Origin of the sequence: Pseudarthrobacter sulfonivorans, assembly GCF_024391045.1 — a bacterium.
GTDB classification, from domain to species: domain Bacteria; phylum Actinomycetota; class Actinomycetes; order Actinomycetales; family Micrococcaceae; genus Arthrobacter; species Arthrobacter sulfonivorans_B.
The window spans coordinates 73,289-93,795 of record NZ_JANFCZ010000005.1 but is presented as its reverse complement, the minus strand read 5'-3'; the positions used below and the strand labels follow the sequence as shown (position 1 = coordinate 93,795).

Genomic DNA, 20,507 nt, shown 5'->3' with positions numbered 1-20,507 from the left:
CCTCCTGTACCTCAGGAGGTTGACATGACAACAGTAAGCACCAAGAAGCCCAGTTATACCTGGCGCGTTGTGGACATCGTGGTGGCGGCCCTGATCGCCATCGCCGGCGGCGTCATCTTCTGGGCCTGGGACCAGGGCGCGGCGCTGGTCTCGGCGCCGATGAACGCCACTTACCCGCCCTTGACCGGCCTGATCGCCGGCGGCTGGATGATTCCGGCCGTCCTGGGCATGCTCATCATCCGCAAACCCGGCGCCGCGCTGTTCTGCGAAGCCGTTGCCGCCACCGGCGAGCTCATGATGGGTTCCCAGTACGGCACCACCGTGCTGATCTCCGGCATCCTGCAGGGCCTCGGCGCGGAACTGGTGTTCGCCGCCTTCGCCTACAAGAAGTTCAACCTGCCTACCGCCCTGCTCGCCGGCGCCGGGGCGGGGCTGTTCTGCGGCCTGAACGACTCCTTCCTTCCCTGGGGCTGGAACATTGCCTACGAGGCCGGCGATAAAGCCGCATACATCCTCTTCTGCGCCATCTCCGGTGCCGTGATTGCGGGCGGCGTGTCATGGGTGGCCACCCGCGGCCTCGCCAAAACCGGCGTGCTGAGCTCCTTCGCTTCCCGGAAGGCCTCCTCGGAGCCCGTCGTCAGCTGATGGCCGCTTCCGACGCCGGCGCTTCCGCCGTCCGCCCCGCCGCCGTGTCCGCCCGCGGCTGGGGCTGGCGGCATGCAGGCCGCACCGTTCCCGCCGTCCAGGGGCTTGACCTGGACATCGCACCGGGTGAGCGGGTGCTGCTCCTGGGGCCCTCCGGGGCCGGCAAATCAACGCTGCTGCACGCGCTCGCCGGGGTGCTGGGTGACCAGGGGGACGACTCCGACGAGACCGGCTCGCTCCTGATCGACGGCGTTGCGCCGCGAAGCCGGCGCGGCGCGGCCGGACTCATGCAGCAGGATCCTGAAACGCAGGTGGTCCTCTCCCGACTGGGTGACGACGTCGCATTTGGCGCCGAGAACCTGGCCGTGCCGCGCGAGGAAATCTGGCGGCGGGTGCGGGAAGCGCTCGACGACGTCGGGCTGCGCAGTGCCGGACGTCCGGGCGGTGCGGGCTCAGGCACCGGGGAGCCCGGTGCCGCGGGCCTCCCGCTGGACCACCCGACGTCGGCCCTGTCCGGCGGGCAAAAGCAGCGGCTGGCGCTGGCCGGCATCCTCGCCATGCGGCCCGGGCTGATCCTGCTGGACGAACCGACCGCCAACCTCGATCCCGCCGGTGTCCTCGAAGTCCGGGACGCCGTGGGCCGCTGCCTCGACAAGACCGGCGCCACCCTAGTGGTGGTGGAACACCGCGTGTCCGTCTGGAAGGACCTGGTGGACCGGATCGTGGTGCTGCAGCCGGGCTCAGCGTCCGGACCGGGCGGCGGTTCCGGTGCGCCCGGCAGCACCTCGGGCGTCCTTCTGGACGGGCCACCGGACCAGGTGCTCGAAGAGGCCCGCAGCATGCTGATCAAAGCCGGCGTGTGGGTACCCGGCTATGTTCCCGAAACCCGGCCCCGGACGGGCACGACTGCTGGTGGCGGCGACCTGCTGCTGGCCGCCGAGCAGGTCGCCGTCTCCCGCGAGCGGCCACGCCGCCGCGGGTTCCGCACCATCCCGCCGGTGCCCGTTCAGACGGGCATCACGGCCCAGGTGCGCGCCGGCCAGGCCCTGACCGTCACGGGTCCCAACGGCGCCGGAAAATCGACGTTTGCGCTGACTCTCGCCGGACTCCTGGCGCCGGTGGGCGGCAAGGTGTCCGCCGCCGTCGAACTTTCCCAAGGTGCCGGAATAGACCCCTATAAATGGAAAGCCAAACAGCTGATTTCCCGGATCGGCACCGTGTTCCAGGAACCCGAGCACCAGTTCGTCACCGGCCGGGTGCTGGATGAGTTGATGTTCGGTCCGCGTCACCTGGGCTACGGGGAGGAACGCGTGGACGAACTCCTGGAGCGGCTGCGCCTGACCCATCTGGTGGATGCGAACCCGTACACGCTGTCCGGCGGCGAGAAGCGGCGGCTGTCGGTGGCCACCGTCCTCGCCGCCCACCCGCGCGTCCTGGTGCTCGATGAACCCACTTTCGGCCAGGACGCCAACACGTGGGCCGAGCTGGCCTCCTTCCTCGCCGAACTGCTCGACGCCGGAACGTCCGTGGTCTCCGTGACCCACGACGAAGAATTCACCGCCGTCCTGGGCGGCACCGAGCTGCGCCTGGGCCCGGCCCTGCGTGGCGGCGCCCGCCAGGAAGCAGGCGCGGCATGAGGGACGCCCTGACGCTCAGTGGCAACCACGCCCTGCTCACGCGCGCCAACCCGCTGGCCAAATTCGGCGCCGTCTTCCTGATCACCCTGGTCCTGGCGCTCTCCATCGACTGGGTGTCCGCCTCCGTGGCGCTAGCCGCCGAACTGGCACTCTTCCCGCTCGCCGGGCTGACGCTGCGCCTGCTCTGGCAGCGCGGCTGGCCCCTCATCATCGCGGCAGCGGTGGGCGGCTGGAGCACGGCGATTGTCGCAGCGGACAGCGGCGCTGTACTCCTCGACGTCGGGATCTGGTCCATCAGCGAAGGTTCCCTTCAGCTGGGACTCGGGTTCATGCTCCGCGGCCTCGCCATAGCCCTGCCCGCGATCCTCCTGATGACCTGCACGGACCCCACAGACCTTGCCGACGCCCTCGCGCAGAAGGCCCGGCTCCCGCACCGGTTCGTGCTCGGCACCCTGGCGGCGATGCGGCTGGTGGGGCTGCTGGCCGAGGAATGGCAGACCATCGGCATGGCCCGGCGTGCCCGCGGCGTCGGCTCCCACGGCGGCCCGCTGCAACGGCTCCGTGCCACGCTTGGCCAGGGGTTCGGGCTGCTGGTCCAGGCGATCCGGCGGGCCTCCCGGCTGGCTGTCACGATGGAGGCGCGCGGGTTCGGTACCGGCCAGCGTACCTGGGCCCGGGAATCCACCTACTCGCTCCTGGACGCCTGGGTGGTCCTGGGCGGCGTGCTGATTGCTGCCGCGGCGGTGAGTGCCGCGGCAGGGATGGGGACCTGGAACTTCGTGTGGCGGTAGGCTTCGGGCTGGAGAGGCCTTGACCTGTCCGGTCGGCAAGATATCGCATGAAATGGGTATCGTTTCGCCGATTGTGTGTGTCCCGGCATAAAACGCTGCTCCAATAACTCATCCGTGATATTTTTTAGCCATGACTCAGGAAACTGCCGAGCACATTGCCGCCACGCTCAAGGACGCCCGGATAGAGAAGGGCTGGACGCAGGGCCAGTTGGCCGACGCGCTGGGGACCAGCCAAAGTGCCATCGCCCGGATGGAGCAGGGCAAGCAAAACCTCAGCCTCAAAATGATCCAACGGCTTGAAACGATCTTCGAGCGCAGCATCGTCAAGGTGGGCAAACCGCAGATGACCCACCTGCGGATAGAAGGCGGCCGCACCCTGTCCGGCGCCGTGGATGTCAACAGCAGCAAGAATGCCGGTGTGGCCCTGCTGTGCGCCAGCCTGATCAACCGCGGCACCACGGTGCTCCGCCGCCTTGCCCGGATCGAAGAAGTCAACCGCATCGTGGAAGTCCTGACCAGTATCGGAATGGAATGCACCTGGCTTAACGACACCGACCTCCAACTGCGCCGCCCGGAGGTCCTGGACCTGGCGGCGATGGACGTGGATGCGGCCCGCCGCACCCGCAGCGTCATCATGCTCCTGGGTCCGCTGTTGGACGAGAGCTCGGAGTACCGCCTCCCTTACGCCGGCGGCTGCGACCTGGGCACACGAACCGTGGAGCCGCACATGCAGGCGCTGCGCCAGTTCGGGCTGTCCGTGGAGGCCACGGCCGGCTTCTACACCGTCCAGGCGCCCGGGCCGGACACCCACAACCGCTCGTTCGTGCTGACCGAGCGCGGGGATACTGTGACCGAAAACGCCATCATGGCCGCAGCCCACCGCCGGGGCACCACCATCATCCGCAACGCCAGCCCCAACTATATGGTCCAGGACCTCTGTTTCTTCCTGGAGATGCTTGGTGTACAGATCGAAGGCGTGGGCACCACCACCCTGAAGATCACCGGGCAGCCGCGGGTGGACGCCGACATCGAATACTTCCCGTCCGAGGATCCGATTGAAGCGATGAGCCTGATCACCGCCGGCATCGTCACCAACTCGGAGGTGACCATCCGACGGGTACCCATCGAGTTCATGGAGATCGAACTGGCCACCTTGGAGCAGATGGGCCAGCAGCTGGAGATCTCGGGGGAGTACATGGCGCGCAACGGCCGCACCCGGCTGGTGGATGTGACCACAAAGCCCTCCGAGCTGCGGGCGCCGGAGGACAAGATCCACCCCATGCCGTTCCCCGGGCTGAACATCGACAACCTGCCGTTCTTCGCGGTCATCGCCGCCAACGCGCACGGCCAGACCATGATCCACGACTGGGTCTACGAAAACCGGGCCATCTACCTCACGGAGCTGAACCGGCTGGGCGCCCAGGTGCAGCTGCTGGACCCGCACCGGATCTACGTCAACGGCCCCACCAAGTGGCGCGCCGCCGAGGTGGGGTGCCCGCCTGCCCTCCGACCGGCCGCCTGCCTGCTGCTGGCCATGCTCGCTGCCCGGGGAGTCTCCGAGCTGCGCAACATCTACGTGATCGAACGGGGCTATGAGGACCTGGCCGAGCGGCTCAACACGATCGGCGCGAAGGTGGAGTACTTCCAGGACTAGGTGGGCCGGGGGTTTTCTAGGGGCCCGGTTGGGCTAGGGAATGGCCGGGCCGGGGTTGGGCTAGGAATGGCCGGACCGTGGGCTTTTGCACCATCATTCAGCCTTGCGGGGGTGCGGGCCGCGCCATCCCGCGCCCGCGGCCGTGTCCAAGCCGGATGATGGTGCAGAACCCGTCACGGGACGGCCCGGCCACACTCCAGGACGGCCCGGATTTCCCGCAACACCATGTCCGGGCTGTTCCAGATCTGTTCCGGGGCATAGTTCAGAACGGCGTGGCCCAGTGTCTGGGCAATGTTGGACCGGGTCATGTCCTTCCGCCAGGCCTCGCGCGAGCTTCCCGACGCAGCTGGCCAACTCGGGCCACACCGCACAGGGATCTCAGGTAATCCAAGGGGTCCATGGATCGAGCTAGCCACGGTTTTGGCCCGGGGTGGGCTGGCAAATGACGGTATGTGGACAACGCGGGCTGTGGGGGAAAGGTCGGCCGAGGGTTTCTGCGCCATGATTCCGCGGCGCGCGAGTCGGGGCCGCGCCATCCCGCGCCGGAGGTCAGGTCCACGCCGGATGATGGTGCAGAATCCCACACGGAGCGCCGGTAATCCCTCAGCCGGCCGCATCCCCACCCGAGTCGTTCCGGACCGGCCCCCGACGCACCAGGGCCGGTCATCCCTCAGTCGGCCGCATCCGTCACCCGGACCGGGCTGCCGCGGGCCCGCCCGGCTGGCGCACAATATAACCATGCGAACTTTCGGCGTCGAGGAAGAGCTCCTGATCGTTGATCCGGACTCGGGGCAGCCGCTTGCGCTGGCGGACGCCCTGCTCGCCGGGCACCGGCTCGCGGCGGACGACGCCCCGCCAGACCCTTACGCGGGCAGAACCCGGGACAAAACCGCGCCCGACGACGAAATGGGCCTGAGCGCCGAGCTGAAACTCGAGCAGATCGAGACCCAGACCCGGCCCTGCCTCGAGTACGCCGAGCTGCTCCCGCAGATCCGGGCAGGCCGCCTGCTCGCGGACCGGGCGGCACGCAAGTACGGCGCGCGGGTGGCTGCGCTGGCCACGTCCCCGTTCGGGCTGGCGAGCCACACCACCCCGGACCCGCGATATGCCCGGATGCTGGAGCGCTTTGGCCTGACCGCCCAGGAACAGCTGACCTGCGGCTTCCATGTCCATACGTCGATTGAGTCCAACGAGGAGGGCGTGGCTGTCCTGGACCGGATCCGGGACAAGCTGGCCGTCCTCACCGCCATGAGCGCCAACTCGCCGTTCTGGATGGGGCTGTCCACCGGTTTCGAAAGTTACCGGACCCAGGCCTGGAACCGGTGGCCCACCTCGGGTCCGTCAGCCATCTTCGGCACGTATTCCCAGTACCGGCGGGTGGTGGGACGCCTGCTGGACAGCGGGGTGATGCTGGACGAAGGCATGATCTACTTCGATGCCCGCCTGTCCCGGAACCATCCCACCATTGAAGTCCGCGTTGCCGATGTCTGCCTTCGTGCCGAGGATGCGGCCCTGATCGCCGTGCTGGTGCGGGCGCTGGTGGAGTCGGCCAGTCGGGAATGGCGGGAGGGCGTGGAGCCGGCGCCGGTGCCCACCGTGCTGCTGCGGATGGCGGCGTGGCAGGCATCCAGCAGCGGGCTGGGCGGTGAGTTGCTGGACTTCGGCACCTTCCGGCCGGCCCCCGCGGTGGCCGTGGTCCGTTCCCTGGTGGAGTATCTTGCGCCGGTGCTGGAGGAACAGGGCGAACTGTCCTTGGCCAGGCAGGGTGTGGAGGACATCATTTCCCGGGGCACCGGTTCCGCCGAACAGCGCCGCGTGCGTGACGCTGCGGTGGAGGGATCAGCGTCCGACGACGACGGGCTCGGGGCCGTGGTGTCCCACGCGGTGGGTGTCACTATGCGTGGCACTTCCGGGCTGTCCGAGGCGGACGAGGTTGCAGATTTGCTGCGCGTGCGCCAGGTCTAGTTCCCCGCCCCCGCCGCCGACTCAACCGCCGACGGCCAGCCGGATCCCCAATGTCAGCATCACCAGCGCCACGAAGCCATCGAGGATGCGCCAGGAGGAGGGCCGCGCAAAGAATGGGCGCAGGACGCGGGCACCGAAACCCAAAGCGCTGAACCACAGCACGCTTGCGGCAATGGCGCCGGCGCCGAACCACCACCGCAGCTCCTGCGCCTGCTGGTTGGCCACGGACCCCAGTAGCAGGACGGTGTCCAGGTAGACGTGCGGGTTCAGCCAGGTCAGGGCGAGCACGGTGCTGAGGGCGGCGCCGAGGCCGACGGCGGGCTGCCGGCCGGACGCCGTCAGGGCTCCGGGACGGAAAGCCCGGCGCGCCGCCATGACGCCGTAAGCCACGAGGAAAGCCGCGCCGGCGAACCGGACCACGTACACGATCACCGGATTCGCCTGCAGCAGTGCACCCACGCCGGCGATCCCGGCGGCGATGAGCACCGCGTCAGAGGCGCTGCAGACCCCAACGACGGCGGCCACGTGCTCGCCCCGGATACCCTGCCTCAGGACAAAGGCGTTCTGGCTGCCGATGGCCACAATGAGGGCGAGCCCGGTTCCGAAACCCAGCGCGGCGGGGCCCAGCAATCCTGTGAAGTCCATATGTTTCAACGTACGGCCCGGGCTAGCATTACTCCAGCTAAATATTGTTACTTGTATTAAGGAAAGCTAATGAAAGGGTTCCAGCTGGAACAGCTCAGGACCTTTGCCGCAGTGGTGGAGGAGGGCACCCTTGAGGCGGCGGCCCGCAGCCTGTACGTCACGTCGTCGGCCATTTCCCAGCGGCTGAAGGCGATGGAGGATGCGGCCGGCCGGATCCTGCTGCAGCGCACCAGCCCGGTCCGGCCGACCACCGCCGGCGAGGCAGTCCTGCGGTTCGCCCTGCAAGTCCGGCAGTTGGAGTGGGACACGCACCGGGAATTGGGCGGTCACCCCGCCGCGCCGAGCGCTCCCATCCCCCTGGTGGTGAACGCCGACTCGCTGTCCACCTGGTTCCTGCCTGCGCTGGCAAGCCTGCCGGCGGACCTCGGCGCTTGTTTCGAACTCCGGCGGGAGGACGAGCAGCATTCCACCCGGCAGTTGCGCTCGGGCGCGGTGATGGCGGCGGTAACAGCAACGCCGGAGCCGGTCCCCGGGTGCAGCGTGGAGCCGTTGGGTTCCCTGCGGTACCGGGCGGTGGCCAGCCCGGCCTATGTGCAGCGCTGGTGGCAGGAGGGTCCTGTACTGGTGGCCGGCAGTCGGTCGCCGGTGGTGGACTTCGACCGCAAGGATGATCTGCAGGCCGGGTTCTTCCGGACCATGACGGGCGCGGAGCTGACGGCACCCCGGCACTATGTGCCGTCGTCGGCCGAATTTGCCCAGGCCATCCTGCTGGGACTGGGCTGGGGGCTGCTGCCGGAGCAGCAGCTCCGGGGGGACCTCGCGGACGGGGGCCTCGTGGAGTTGGCGCCGGAGGACCCGGTGGACGTGGCCCTGTACTGGCAGCGGTGGAAGATTGACTCCCCGGTGCTCAACCAGCTGACGGACTCCGTGCGTCAGGCGGCATCCCGGGAGCTCCGGCGGCCAGGCAACTGACCGGGCGGGCCGGCGTCAGACCTGCTTCAGCGCCTGTTCGAGGTCTCCGATGAGGTCGTCCACGTCCTCGAGCCCGACAGACAGGCGCACCACGCCGTCGCTCAGCCCGATGGCGGCCCGTCCTTCCGGTCCCATGGCGCGGTGGGTGGTGGTGGCCGGGTGGGTGATGAGGGACTTGGCGTCGCCGAGGTTGTTGGAGATGTCGATGATCCGCAGCGCATCCAGCAGCGCAAAGGCGGCTTCCTTGCCCGAGCGGCCGCCCGTCGTCGCAAGTTCCAGCGTGAGCACGGTGCCGCCGGCCTTCATCTGCCTCGCCGCGAGCTCGTACTGCGGGTGCGACTTCAGCAGCGGGTACTTGACCCAGCTCACGGCCGGCTGCTGCTCGAGCCATTCGGCCAGCCGCAGCGCCGAGGCGGACGAGTGGTTCACGCGCAGGGCCATGGTCTCCAGGCCCTTCGTGAGGACCCAGGCGTTGAAGGATGACAGCGCCGGTCCGGTGTGGCGCATGAGCTGTTTGACCGGGCCGTTGATGAACTCCGCCGTCCCCAGGATGGCGCCGCCCATGACCCGGCCCTGGCCGTCAATGTGCTTGGTGCCGGAGTACACAATCACGTCCGCGCCGAACTGGCCGCAGCGCTGCAGCAGCGGAGTGGCAAAGACGTTGTCCACCACCACCGTGGCACCCGCGGCGTGCGCCAGGTCGCTGACCGCGGCGATGTCCACGATTTCCTGCATCGGGTTGGACGGCGATTCGAAAAACACGGCGGTGGTGGGCCGGGACAGGGCTTCGCGCCACTGGTCCAGGTCCGGGCCGTCCACAAACACCGTCTCAACGCCCCACCGCGGCAGGATTTCGTTGAGGATCACAAAGCAGGAGCCGAACAGCGAGCGCGCGGCAACCACCCGGTCACCGGCAGCCAGCAGGGCAGCCAGGGCAGTGAACACCGCTGACATGCCCGACGCCGTCGCGAAGCACGCCTCGGTGCCTTCGAGGAGCCGGAGGCGTTCCTGGAACGTGGCCACGGTGGGGTTGCCGTACCGGGAGTAGACAAACCGTTCGTCCTCACCGGTGAAGGCGCGTTCGGCCGCGGCGGCGGACTCGTAAACGAAGCCGGAGTTCAGGAAGATCGGCTCGGTGGTTTCCTGGAACTGCGTGCGGTCCAGCCCGCCGCGGACGGCCTGGGTGTCAGGGCTCCAGCCGGCGGCGTCATTGTTGAATGTCATTTAACGGCTTCCGAGGTTGGTGGGCAGGCCGCGGTTCTTCCAGCCGTTGACCGTGCGCTCGCCGTAGCGGTCGGGTTCGCCTTCGAAGCCTTCCAGCACGTTGTAGGACGTGAAGCCGGCCTGCGTTGCGGCGGTGGCGGCGGCGATGGAACGCTGGCCGGAGCGGCAGATAAAAAGCAGCTCGGCGGCTTCGGCCTCCGGCGCCTGCCGCGTGAGGTCGGTGATGAAATCGGGGTTCGGAATGCCGCCCGGGAAGGTCCACGGGATGAACAAGGGGTCAGTGCCCTTTTCGTTCGCGGACGCGGTCACCGGGATGCCGATGTGCGCCCATTCGCCCTCCGTACGGACGTCCACCAGGATGGCGCCCTGCTGCAGCCTGGTCCAGGCTTCCTGCGGCGTGAGGTCTCCGGCGTAGCTCATGCGTGGCCCTCGCCGTCGAACTCGAGATCCTCGCCCGCCTCGAGATCCTCCACGGCGGTGGCGACGGCGGCATCCGCGCTGGCGATCGCAGCCGGAAGGATAAGAGCCTGGGCGACGATCACGGCGGTGCCGTTGAACGTGGCGGCCGGGCTGCCGTGCAGGACATAGCCTTCGGCCAGGGCGGCGGAAATCCGCTCACAGAACGTCCTGTCGTCCGGGCCGGTGATGAGCCGGTACGACAGTTTTTCTTCAGGAACAGGTACGTCGGACACGACGGAACTCCTTCTTCACGCTTGCAGCTCGAATGGGTCGATATGCCGAGTATTCACCTGAGGCACCCCGCCGCGATAGGAGGGTTGCCGACCGGCCAGTCAGGGCTTGGCGCCGGTTCTCATTACTCCCGAAAAACGTAACACCCGGGCCGCCCGTCGGCACGGCCGCCGCCGTCATGTTCCGTAACCAACACGTGCTTCCATGCGCGGCAGCCGGGCATCAGAATCGGACCATGGGGGAGAACCGTTTGAGCCGTGGGTTGCGGCGCTTTGTGGCCGGAGTGCTGTGTGCCGTGTTTCTGACCGTGGCGCTCAGCAGCTGCCGGAACGTTTTCGCGCCGCCGCCGTGCATGCCGCCCGCGTTCAGCGTGGCGCCGTCGGAGGCGAAACCCGGCGATCAGGTCACGGTCAGCGCCCCGGACGCTGCCTGCGATGCACGTTATGGCGCGGGCGCCCAGGTCCAGGTGCAACTGCTGAATGCGGACGGCACCCCCGTTTTGGAAGAGCTCGCACCCATGACCGACGACGGCGGCTTCACTTTCGTGTTCACCGTCCCGGCGGGCATGTCCCCCGGGAAAGCCGGTGTCACCGCGTACCCGTATAACGTGGACTGGTGCGATGACACCGGAGTTAACAACCGGGCCGCTTCGGGGCAGCGGACCCTGATTAGGGCCTCCTGTGCCCAGCGCCTGGAGACGCTGGTGATCCTGGCGCCTTAAAGCGGGCCTGACCTGCGAAGACCGATAGAGTTTGGCGGGGGCACCGGCCACCGTCTCTGTAACAGCCGTCTGGGGGAAGGTCCAACACCAGCATGCGAACAGCCACCGCACTCAGGCGGGTGCCGCCGTCGGCCGTGCCCGGATTCCGGCGCCCTCTGCCAGCCGCACTCCTGGCGGCGCTGCTCCTCCTGTTGGGCCTGCTGCCCGCGGGCGCGGCCCGGGCGGCAGAGCCTGAACCGGCGAAGGGCAAGCCCCTGCTCGGGGCGGTCCTGGAGTGGGGCGAGGACTCGGCCCAGGGTTTTGCCGATCGGCTCGGGGCGGCACCGGCGCTCCTCGGACACGAGATCTCGCTGCCCGTGCGGCCCGGCGAGGAGCAGGACATCCGCGAGTACCTGGGCCAGGTCGCCGGGCAGGGTTCCCATGCCATGCTCACGGTGCGGCCTACCACGGCACTGGACCAGGTGGACCCGGCTGCCGCCAAGGCCTTCGCGGCCAAGGTTGGACAATTGGCGGGGTCCTTCAAAGGCACCCTCCTGATCCGCTTCGCCCCGGACATGAACTCAAGCTGGGTGGAATGGGGCCAGCAGCCGGACGCCTACAGGGCAGCATTCCGGAACGTCGCCGCTCAGTTCAAAGCAACGGACGACGCCGGCACCGTGATGGTGTGGCAGCCTTTCCTTGGGCGTGACTACCCGTTTGCGCGGCACCGGAACGCCCCGGCGCAGGGTTCTGAGGGTTTCGCCCTGCTGGACACGAACGGTGACGGACGCTGGGACGGGTCAGATGCCGCCTATGCACCGTACTATCCGGGCGACGATGCCGTGGAGTGGGTAGGGCTGACGGCGTACCACGATGACACCGGCGGCAACTCCGCCGTCAACACCCTCCCGGCCGGGGGCGAGCTGACCGCGATGCTGACCCAGTCCGGCAACGAGGATTTCTATGCCGCCTACGCCGCCGGGCGGAACAAGCCGATGCTGCTCCAGACGGCTGCGTTCTACAGCCCCGCCGCGGGCGGCGCCGCGGAAGCCGAGATCAAGGCGTCCTGGTGGGACCAAACCCTGGCCACGGCCACGTCAGCGGATTTTGCCCGGACGGCCGCCGTCGTCTGGGACGAACGGACCAGCACGCGGGACACAGGCGTGGTCAGCATTGACTGGCGGCTGACGGGCAACGGCGGCATTGCCGGCGCGGCGGGCAAGAGGCTGGCCGAGTCCGGCCTCACCACCGGCCCGGTGACGGCTGTCAGAGGGGGCCAGCAGGCAACGCCCGCCAATTCCCTGTCCGGGGCCGCGGCCTGGAGCGTGGCTGCGGCCATGCTCATCCTTTTGGTTGGCCTGTGGCAACTGCCGCGGCGGGTAGGTGCGGTGGCCGGCTGGGGGTACGGCCCGCCGTCCAAGCGGGATTCTCGCGTGGACTTCCTGCGCGGGGTGGCCATTGTTTTTGTGGTGGTCAACCACCTGGGCATGACCTCGCTGTTCCAGCTGTTCACCCAGGAGGCGGTGGGGTTCGTGTCCGGCGCGGAACTGTTCGTCCTGTTCTCCGGGCTGGTGGTGGGCATGGTCTATGGCCCCAGGGTCAGGGACGACTTCGGCAAGGTGGTGGACCTGACGTCCCGCCGTGCCGGCAAGCTGTACATGACGGCATTGGCCGTGCTGGTGGGCGTCTTCCTGCTCTCGCTGCTGCCGTTCTTCCAGACCGATGCGCTGACCACCTACGTGGACCAGGGAACCGGCGGGGCCGGGCACAACGCCGTCGGCCGTACCTACGACCTGTACGCCGGGATGGAAACCCTGCTGCAGTTCCCGGTCCCCGCCCAAATCCTGCCCGCCATCATCCTCCTGCAGTTCGGGCCCTGGCAATTCAACGTGATGGGCCTCTACGTTGTGTTGCTCCTCATCAGCCCCCTGGTCCTTGCGGCACTCAACCGGGGCAAGTGGCTGTGGGTCCTGGCCGCCACGCTGGGCCTGTACGCGGTGGGCGCCGTGACGCGGTTCCGTCTGCTGCCGTCCCAGTTTGAGGACTCCTTCCCGCTGCTGGTGTGGCAGGTGCTGTTTGTCCTCGGCCTTGTGGCAGGTTTCCACCGGCACCGCATCGTCGCCTGGCTGTCGGCACATCAGTGGGTGGTGGCAGCGTGTACGGTGCTCGCGGCCGTCTTCGCGTTCCTGTCCTGGTGCAATCCGTATCTGGCCAACAGTTTCGACCTGCGCCTGGCCGTCATCCCGGATGCTGCCTACCGGGTCATGTACGACACCTTCTTTGCCCGCACCTACCTGGATCCCGGCCGGCTGCTCAACGTCCTGGTCCTGGTGGTGGCCGCCTACGCGTTCCTGAGCGCGTACTGGAAACCGGTGGAACGCGGCCTCGGGTGGTTCCTGATCCCGCTCGGGCAGGCCACGCTCTATGTCTTCATCCTGCACGTTGTGCTGATCGCCGTGATCGCCAACATCCCGGCCCTGAAGCAGGCAGACCTCCTGCTCAACACGGCTGCCTACGCGGCGATCCTGGGCCTGCTGTGGCTGATGGTGAAAAAGCGGGTCCTGTTCGGAATCATTCCCACCTGAGCCGATACCCGGGCACCTGACCCGGCATCCGGCAAGGGTCCGCGTCAGGCCTTCAGGATTAGCGCCTCGCCCTGGCCGCCGCCGCCGCACAGCGCCACCACACCGGTGCCGCCGCCGCGGCGTTGCAGCGCCAGGGACTGGTGCAGCACCAGCCGGGTCCCGGAGGCGCCCACCGGGTGCCCCAGGGCGATGGCGCCGCCGTCGGCGTTGATCCGTTCGGCGTCGATTCCCAAGTCCTTGGCGGACTGCAGCACCACCGAGGCGAAGGCTTCGTTGACCTCGATAAGGTCCAGCTCCGCGACGGTCAGCCCCTCAAGCTTCAGGGCACGCTCGATGGCGCGGGACGGCTGGGAGTGCAGGGAACCGTCTGGTCCGGCGGTCTGCCCGTGGGCTCCGATTTCGGCGATCCAGCTGAGGCCGGCCGCTTCCGCTGCTGCCTTGCTGGCCACCACCACGGCGGCCGCGCCGTCGGAGAGCGGTGAGGAGGACCCTGCGGTGATGGTGGCTGAGTCCGCCGTGGAGAAGGCGGGCTTCAGGGCTGCGAGTGCCGCCGTCGTCGTGCCTGGCCGGATCCCTTCGTCAGCATCGATCACGACGGCGGGGCCGCGGCGCTGCGGCACTTCCACCGGAGCGATCTCCGCGGCCAGGATGCCGGCCGCCCGGGCGGCTTCCGCCCGCTGGTGGGAGCGGGCCGCGACGGTGTCCTGGTCCTCCCGGTTGATGCCGAGGCGGGCGTTCCCGGCGTCGGTGGCGGAGCCCATCAGTTCCCCGGTGCGGGGGTCCTGCAGGCCGTCGAAATTGAGCGAATCGAGCAGCGCCGTGTCGCCGATGGCCACGCCGCCGCGGAGCCTGGGCAGCAGGTGCGGAGCGTTGGTCATCGATTCCTGGCCCGCAGCCACAATGAAGTCGGCCTCGCCGGCACGGATCATCCGGGCGGCGTCGATCACGGCGGTCAGCCCCGACAGGCAGAGTTTGTTGATGGTCACGGTGGGCACGTCCCACCCGATGCCGGCGGCGAGGCTGGCCTGCCGGGCGGGTCCCTGGCCGGCGCCTGCCTGGATCACCTGGCCCACGATCACGGCCTGGATCTGCTCCGGAGCCACCCCGGTCCGTGCCAGGGCGCTGCGGATGGCGTGGGCGCCAAGTTCGCTTGAGGTCAGGCCGGAGAGGCCGCCGCGGAACCTGCCGAAGGGGGTGCGGGCCCCGCCCAGGATGACGGGGACGCGGGCATCGTTGCTCATGGAAGTGCGCCTACGGGTTGTTGAAGGACGGGTGGTTGAAAGACGGGTTATTCGAAGGAGGCGCGCCGGCGGTCCGCAGGCCGGGTGTTCCAGACGTCCGGCTTGTTGACCCGGAACCGGCGGCCGGTGAGGGCGCGCGGGGTCAGCCGGATGTAAAAGTTCTTGTCCCCGGGCTGCCACGGTTCCAGGTGGAGGGCGTCCACGGCGTCCTTCTCAGCCTGGTCTTCGATCAACTCCGTGTCGCCGCGCACCACCACGCTCCAGGCCTGCTCGGTGCCGGGATCGTAGCCATCGATTTCAAGCGCCGCGGGCCGCTCCGACGCCGCGCTCCACAGCTTCGTGCCGCCGGCGCTGCGGAAGGCGATGGTCCTGCGCTGCAGGATGTAGTTGACCGGGAAGATCTCCGGATGGCCGTCCACCACCAGGGCCAGGCGCCCCACGATCTCGTCGGCGAGCAGTTCCCAGCATTCGTCAAAGGTCAGTTTGATGATCGGATCCGTGTGCGAGTTCATGGACCAAACCTTACGGATGATCCTGCCGTTTCAACAGGCCTTCGACGCCGAGGCCCTGGACGAGGGCATCCAGGACGGGCAGCTGGCCCTTGACGAGCTTGTCGCGTGCATCGGCCTCGGTGACCCACCGGGCGTCGTCGATTTCGGGGAACTCCCGGACCGTCCCGGAACCCCTCGGCCATTCGAGCGGGAAGGTGTTGCTGACAATCTCTTCCGGCTGGAAATCGGCGGCCGCCGCGGTGAACACCGTGATGCGCTTCCCGGACGGCTGGCGGAATTCGCCGAGCAGGGCATAGTCAGCGGCCGGCGGCGGGGTGCCGATCTCCTCAGTGAACTCGCGGCGGGCTGCGGCCAGCGGGTCCTCGTCCGCCTGGTACTCGCCCTTGGGAAGCGACCAGGAATGCGACTTTTTGCCGGCCCAGAAAGGCCCGCCCATGTGCCCAATCCAGAGTTCCAGCCCGCCTCCCGGGCCGTGCCGGTACAGCAGGATGCCCGCGCTGCGCACCGTCATGGGACCTACTGGATTCCTGCGTACAGTGCGCTCAGTTCGGCCGTCAGCTGCTTTTGCAGGGCCGGCGTGCCGATTTCCTTGCCGTCTATGTGGTTCACGGGCGCCAGCAGGCGGATGCTGGAAATCAGCCACACGGCGTCAGCGTCCAGGAGGTCCTGCGGTTCCAGCGGACCGTACCCCAGTTCCCAACCGGCCGCCTTCGCGGCCCTGAAAAGTGCGTTCTGGGACGTGCCGGCGAGGATCCCGGTGTCCAGCTGGGGCGTGATCAGCCGGCGGACGGTGCGGATGCCGCCGGCGCCGTCGTCGGATGTTTCCACGTGTGCCAGCAGGACGGTGGAGGTGGGCCCTTCCAGGACCCGGCCGTCGGCGGACAGGAAGATCACGTCGTCGGCGCCCTGTTTGTGCGCGTGCCGCAGCGCGGCCATGTTCACCGCATACGAAAGGGTTTTGGCACCGAGCAGCAGCCAGGGGGCGCGGTCCGCAACATCGCTGTCGTAGCCTCGGTCCAGGAGGATGACGTCGATGCCGGCCTCGCGCTGGCGGCGGCCGAGGGCACCTACGGGGGATACCTGCACCCAGCAGGTGGGGGAGTCGGCGCCTTCCGGGCCCCGTGTTGCCACGAGTTTGACCACCACCTCATCCTCTTCCGGCGACGCCGAGGGGTGCTGGCCGCGGTGCTCCGCGACGCCGGTGGCGATGGCGGCGCGCCACTGCTCCTGCGCCGGAATAACGAGGTCAAGGGCCTCGGCTGACCCGCCCAGCCGGTCCAGGTGGGCCTGCAGTTTCCGCACGATTCCGCCCACGGCCAGCATGGATTCGAACACGCCGTCACCGCGCGTGGCACCCTGGTCCGTGGCCATCAGCTGGGGCTGCGAGGCGTCGGCCAGGCGGCCTTCCGGGTAGTCGGGGTCAAGGAAAACGAGCACCACGGGCGCAGGAGAGGTCATGGCTCCAGCTTAGTCGGGCCCGGCGCGGCTAAGCTTTGGTCATTGCCCGGCCGGAATCCGTCCGCCGGTGCGCACACCCCGGGGGTATTTCCAGTGTTGTGGCCGATTTCGCTTGCCGGTACTGCGCCGACGTGGCTTGTGGTGCTTCTGAGCATTGCGGATCTGGTGATCAGGGTCCTGGCCGTGGGCATCATTCCCGGCAACAGGCGCCCCACCACGGCCATGGCCTGGCTGTTGGGGATCTTCTTCATCCCGTTCCTCGGCCTGGTTCTGTTCCTTCTTTTCGGGAACTTCAAGCTCTCCAGCCGGCGCCGGAAGCAGCAGGAGATTGTCAACACGAGGGTGCGGTCCGGCATCTCGGCGCTTGCCGACGTCGAAAGTGACTATCCGGGCCCGGACTGGGTCAAGTCCGCGGGTGAACTGAACCGCCGGCTGGGTTCCCTGCCGATGGTGGACGGCAACTCCGTGGACCTGATCCCCGGTTATCCGGACTCCATCCTTGCCATGACTGAGGCCGTCCGCGGCGCCAGGAAATTCGTCAACGCCGAGTTCTACATCATGAGCACGGACCATGTCACCAACGACCTCCTGACGGCGATGGAAGAGGCAGCCGAACGCGGCGTGGAAGTGCGGGTGCTGTTCGACCACATCGGCACCCTCCGGATCAAGGGCTACCGCAACCTCCTGACCCGGCTCAAGGCAAGCAAAATCCAATGGCGTCGGATGCTGCCGCTGCTGCCTACCCAGGGCCAGTGGCGCCGTCCGGACCTCAGGAACCACCGCAAGATCATGGTGGTGGACGGCGAAATCGCCTTCACCGGTTCGCAGAACCTGATTGAGCCGTCCTACAACAACCCGAAGCACCGCAAAGCCGGCCGCGAATGGGTGGAACTGATGGCGCGCCTGCGCGGGCCCATCGTCACCACCTTGAACGTGGTTTTTGCCACCGACTGGCTCAGCGAGACCGACGAAAATCTCGAACACCAGCTGCAGCTCCCGGCCAACCCGGAACCCGGCAACGTCACTGCCCAGGTAGTGCCCAGCGGGCCCGGGTTCATCACGGAAAACAACCTGCGCCTCTTCACCACCCTGATCTACTCGGCCCAGCACCGGATTTCCATCTGCAGCCCGTACTTCGTCCCCGACGACTCGCTGCTCTACGCCATTACCACCGCGGCCCAGCGGGGCGTGGACGTGGAGCTGTTCGTTTCGGAAAAGGGCGACCAGTTCCTGGTCCACCATGCCCAGCGCTCCTACTACGAGGCGCTGCTGGAAGCCGGCGTCCGGATCTACCTCTACAAAGCCCCGTTTGTGCTCCACGCCAAGCACTTCACCATCGACGACGAAGTTGCCGTCCTCGGCTCCAGCAACATGGACATGCGCTCCTTCTCCTTGAACATGGAGGTCTCGGTGATGCTGCTCGGCGCGGACATCGTGAAGAGCATGCGCGCGGTGGAAGACACGTACCGGGACATTTCCACGGAGCTCCTGCTTGAAAGCTGGGTGAACCGGCCCCTCGCTGCCCGCTACATCGACAACGTGGCGCGGCTGACGGCCACCGTCCAGTAACTCCGCGGGTTCGCGGTCTATCGGTCCGGGAACTCCGCGCCGAGTGTGGAAAGCACGCCGTACGCCTTTACCCGGATTTCGTCGTACTCCTCATCCGGTACTGAGTCGGCGGTGATGGCGCCGCCGACGCCGAGGGTCAGTTCCGCCGTTGCGGCCCCGTGGCTGCCGTTCCCGTCCGGGCCGTTCGCGGTGTAGGTGACGAGCGTGCGGATGGCTACCGCCAAATCCGTGGCTCCGTTCAGCGAGAAATAGCCGATGGCGCCCGAGTACAACCCGCGCGGGCCGTCCTCCAGCCGGTCCAGGATGGCCATGGTGCTGATTTTCGGCGCGCCGGTCATGGACCCGGCCGGGAAGCACGCAGCCACGGCTTCCGCGCGCGGCGAGCCCGGCATCAGCCGGGCGTCGATGGTGCTCACCATCTGGTGGACCGTGGCGTAGCTTTCGATCTCGCACAGCCGGCTGACCGTCACGGATCCGGGCTCGGCGAAGTGGCTAAGGTCATTCCGCAGCAGGTCCACGATCATGATGTTCTCCGCGCGGTCCTTCAGCGATGACGCCAAATCCTCCCGCAGGGCCCTGTCCCGCTCCGGATCAGTACCCCGGCGGCGGGTGCCCTTGATGGGTTCGGCGCGCATGCCGCCGTCGGACGTGATACGCAGGAACCGCTCCGGCGAGGTGCTTGCCACGGCCAGGCCGCCAAAGCGCAGGTAGCTGGCGAACGGTGCCGGGTTCCTCCGTCGCAGGGCCAGGTAGGTGGGCCACGGGTCCGCCGCGCCGGCCGGCAGCGTGGCCGTGAGCGTGGTGGTGAGGCAGACCTCATACGAGTTCCCCTCATGGATCTCGTGTTGTGCGGCCGCGATTTTCTGTTTGTAGGACTCTTCGGTGTCGCGGCTGGTGAAAACGGGACCGCGGGGAGGCGCGATGCCGGAGCTGCCGCCGGCTTGGGTAGCCGGGGCGGCGGTTGCGTTCACTGCGCTTGCGTTGACGGCGGTTGCGCTGCTGCCGCCGTTTGCGTTGGCGGCGCTGCGTGCGGCGGCCAGCCAACTGTCCGCGTCGGGCGCATCCAAAGCCAGGAGCCAGACCGTCCCCTCGACATGGTCCACCACGACGGCCCGGCCGGCGAAAATCAGCGCCGCATCGGGGGTGGGTGACGCCAGGTCCGAGCCGCCGGTTTCACGCTTGAGCTCATAGCCCAGGCAGCCCACCCAGCCCAGGGTGAAGTCGCCGGGATAGGCGTCGGGGGTGCGAACGGCCCTGCGTCCCCAGACGGTGTCTAGCCAGCGGAAGAACGGTCCCGGCACACGGACTGTTGCTGATCCGGCGGTGACCACGCTTTCGCCGGAGCGGTGCGTGACCGACTGGCCGTAGGTTCCGGCGTCGTCCGCGAGGATGCTGAAGCGGCTGCGGGCGGCGGCGGGTGACTGTTGCGCCGGACTCCCGGCAGCCGGGAGACCAGTTCCCGGAAGACCATCCTCCGGGGCGGCCGGCTCCGGGGCAGCGGGGGCGTTGGAGGAGTCCAGCCAGGCGGCGTTCACGGAAGTTCCGTACAGCGTCGCGAAGAGGGCTGCGGTGTCCGGCCGGCCCTCCAGGCGCTCCGCCCGTAGCTTCAGGCCGCGGCGGGCGGCAAGTTCGGGAACCATGACCGGTGCCAGTGCAGGGAGGTAGGAGAGTGCCTGGAGGACGTCCGCCGGGGCCGATCCGTCAGCATGATTCAGCACTCGGATGTCGGCATGTCCCGGGACATCGTCGTCGGCGAGCCAGTCATCTTCCTGCGCCGCCCATTGTTCCCAGAACGGCTCATAAGTGCCGCCATCACGGTCCAGCGCGCGCTTCCGGCGGACATCGTCCGGTGAATCCGCCCATACCACGGCGCTGAGCAGAGGCCGTGCTTCAGCCGCGGCGGCACCGACGCCCTCGATGATCACGATTTCCGCGGGGAGGGTGGTGCGGGTCTCGCCGTCGTAGTGGTTTGCCCAGTCCCAGCTGGTCCAGGTGGCTGCTTCGCCGCCGCTCAGCGGTGTCAGGACGGTCGAAACGTAGCGCTCGATGCCGGCCGTGAGGCCGTTCCAGCCCGGGTAAATGTCCTCAAGATGGAACAGGGAGACCTTGTGGTGGTTCCGCAGCCGCGCAGCCAGTTCGATAGCCAGCGTGGTCTTGCCTGCTCCGGAACGCCCGTCAATGGCGATGATCACGGGTGCGGGGGTCATGAAAGTAGAGCG

Annotated in this window: 19 protein-coding genes and 1 riboswitch; of the genes, 9 read left to right on the top strand and 10 right to left on the bottom strand. The window is 68.1% G+C overall.

The features are described from left to right. Window positions 1-24: 24 nt before the first annotated feature. The 4 genes from NQJ30_RS05245 to NQJ30_RS05230 all read left to right on the top strand — a co-directional run bounded on the left by NQJ30_RS05245 (window position 25) and on the right by NQJ30_RS05230 (window position 4,727). Window positions 25-645: an ECF transporter S component gene (locus NQJ30_RS05245; protein WP_255768697.1), complete on the top strand. Its 621-nt coding sequence runs from the start codon at window positions 25-27 to the stop codon at window positions 643-645. Next, window positions 645-2,282, top strand: coding sequence for an ABC transporter ATP-binding protein (locus NQJ30_RS05240; protein WP_255768696.1), 1,638 nt, complete (start codon window positions 645-647; stop codon window positions 2,280-2,282). Before NQJ30_RS05245 ends, NQJ30_RS05240 begins: the two co-directional genes overlap by 1 nt. Then, a complete protein-coding gene (locus NQJ30_RS05235) occupies window positions 2,279-3,073 on the top strand; it encodes an energy-coupling factor transporter transmembrane component T family protein (RefSeq protein WP_255768695.1) in 795 nt (264 codons plus the stop codon). Before NQJ30_RS05240 ends, NQJ30_RS05235 begins: the two co-directional genes overlap by 4 nt. A gap of 130 nt (window positions 3,074-3,203) precedes the next feature. Continuing rightward, complete coding sequence (locus NQJ30_RS05230; RefSeq protein ID WP_255768694.1) at window positions 3,204-4,727, top strand: UDP-N-acetylglucosamine 1-carboxyvinyltransferase; 1,524 nt, start codon at window positions 3,204-3,206, stop codon at window positions 4,725-4,727. Window positions 4,728-4,900: 173 nt separating this feature from the next. Here the strand turns inward: NQJ30_RS05230 and NQJ30_RS05225 are convergent, their stop codons facing one another. Then, window positions 4,901-5,035, bottom strand: coding sequence for a hypothetical protein (locus NQJ30_RS05225; protein WP_255768693.1), 135 nt, complete (start codon window positions 5,033-5,035; stop codon window positions 4,901-4,903). A gap of 430 nt (window positions 5,036-5,465) precedes the next feature. On the opposite strand from NQJ30_RS05225, the gene NQJ30_RS05220 reads away from it, so the two are divergent. Beyond that, window positions 5,466-6,692 (top strand): glutamate--cysteine ligase 2, encoded by a 1,227-nt coding sequence (locus tag NQJ30_RS05220; RefSeq protein WP_255768692.1) that lies wholly within the window; start codon window positions 5,466-5,468, stop codon window positions 6,690-6,692. 21 nt (window positions 6,693-6,713) lie between these two features. Here NQJ30_RS05220 and NQJ30_RS05215 read toward each other — a convergent pair whose 3' ends face one another. Next, on the bottom strand, window positions 6,714-7,337 hold the full coding sequence (locus NQJ30_RS05215) for a LysE/ArgO family amino acid transporter (RefSeq protein WP_255768690.1): 624 nt from the start codon (window positions 7,335-7,337) through the stop codon (window positions 6,714-6,716). 69 nt (window positions 7,338-7,406) lie between these two features. Between NQJ30_RS05215 and NQJ30_RS05210 the strand changes: the two genes are divergently transcribed. Then, entirely contained in the window at window positions 7,407-8,309 is a 903-nt protein-coding gene (locus tag NQJ30_RS05210) for a LysR family transcriptional regulator ArgP (RefSeq protein ID WP_255768689.1), read from the top strand. 15 nt (window positions 8,310-8,324) lie between these two features. Here NQJ30_RS05210 and NQJ30_RS05205 read toward each other — a convergent pair whose 3' ends face one another. Genes NQJ30_RS05205 through NQJ30_RS05195 form a run of 3 tightly spaced genes read right to left on the bottom strand, consistent with a single transcriptional unit; the run spans window position 8,325 to window position 10,225 of the window. Next, a complete protein-coding gene (locus NQJ30_RS05205) occupies window positions 8,325-9,533 on the bottom strand; it encodes an O-succinylhomoserine sulfhydrylase (RefSeq protein ID WP_255768688.1) in 1,209 nt (402 codons plus the stop codon). Continuing rightward, the gene (locus NQJ30_RS05200; protein WP_255768687.1) at window positions 9,534-9,953 is read right to left on the bottom strand and encodes a rhodanese-like domain-containing protein; all 420 of its coding nucleotides are present in this window, start codon (window positions 9,951-9,953) and stop codon (window positions 9,534-9,536) included. After that, window positions 9,950-10,225, bottom strand: coding sequence for a DUF1737 domain-containing protein (locus NQJ30_RS05195; RefSeq protein ID WP_255768686.1), 276 nt, complete (start codon window positions 10,223-10,225; stop codon window positions 9,950-9,952). The genes NQJ30_RS05200 and NQJ30_RS05195 overlap by 4 nt, the downstream gene beginning before the upstream one ends. Window positions 10,226-10,237: 12 nt before the next feature. After that, a riboswitch (SAM riboswitch) is annotated at window positions 10,238-10,352 on the bottom strand. Between the two features lie 106 nt (window positions 10,353-10,458). On the opposite strand from NQJ30_RS05195, the gene NQJ30_RS05190 reads away from it, so the two are divergent. Together NQJ30_RS05190 and opgC are read left to right on the top strand one after the other, a co-directional pair. Beyond that, on the top strand, window positions 10,459-10,944 hold the full coding sequence (locus NQJ30_RS05190) for a hypothetical protein (RefSeq protein WP_255768685.1): 486 nt from the start codon (window positions 10,459-10,461) through the stop codon (window positions 10,942-10,944). Between the two features lie 92 nt (window positions 10,945-11,036). Continuing rightward, on the top strand, window positions 11,037-13,508 hold the full coding sequence (gene opgC, locus NQJ30_RS05185) for an OpgC domain-containing protein (protein ID WP_255768684.1): 2,472 nt from the start codon (window positions 11,037-11,039) through the stop codon (window positions 13,506-13,508). A 44-nt stretch (window positions 13,509-13,552) separates the two neighbouring features. Here the strand turns inward: opgC and NQJ30_RS05180 are convergent, their stop codons facing one another. From NQJ30_RS05180 to NQJ30_RS05165, 4 genes are read right to left on the bottom strand one after another with little or no spacing between them, the layout of a single operon-like run. Further along, complete coding sequence (locus tag NQJ30_RS05180) at window positions 13,553-14,749, bottom strand: acetyl-CoA C-acyltransferase (RefSeq protein ID WP_255768683.1); 1,197 nt, start codon at window positions 14,747-14,749, stop codon at window positions 13,553-13,555. Between the two features lie 47 nt (window positions 14,750-14,796). Next, complete coding sequence (locus NQJ30_RS05175) at window positions 14,797-15,261, bottom strand: pyridoxamine 5'-phosphate oxidase family protein (RefSeq protein ID WP_255768682.1); 465 nt, start codon at window positions 15,259-15,261, stop codon at window positions 14,797-14,799. A gap of 10 nt (window positions 15,262-15,271) precedes the next feature. Next, window positions 15,272-15,772, bottom strand: coding sequence for an NUDIX domain-containing protein (locus NQJ30_RS05170; RefSeq protein ID WP_255768681.1), 501 nt, complete (start codon window positions 15,770-15,772; stop codon window positions 15,272-15,274). A 5-nt stretch (window positions 15,773-15,777) separates the two neighbouring features. Further along, entirely contained in the window at window positions 15,778-16,719 is a 942-nt protein-coding gene (locus NQJ30_RS05165) for an aminodeoxychorismate lyase (RefSeq protein WP_255768680.1), read from the bottom strand. A gap of 93 nt (window positions 16,720-16,812) precedes the next feature. Here NQJ30_RS05165 and cls point away from each other — a divergent pair, with 93 nt between their 5' ends. Further along, window positions 16,813-18,288 carry a cardiolipin synthase gene (gene cls, locus NQJ30_RS05160; protein WP_374113218.1) on the top strand — a complete coding sequence of 492 codons (1,476 nt, stop codon included), beginning with the start codon at window positions 16,813-16,815 and terminating at the stop codon, window positions 18,286-18,288. A gap of 17 nt (window positions 18,289-18,305) precedes the next feature. Here cls and NQJ30_RS05155 read toward each other — a convergent pair whose 3' ends face one another. After that, complete coding sequence (locus tag NQJ30_RS05155) at window positions 18,306-20,495, bottom strand: chorismate-binding protein (protein WP_255768679.1); 2,190 nt, start codon at window positions 20,493-20,495, stop codon at window positions 18,306-18,308. Window positions 20,496-20,507 lie beyond the last annotated feature (12 nt).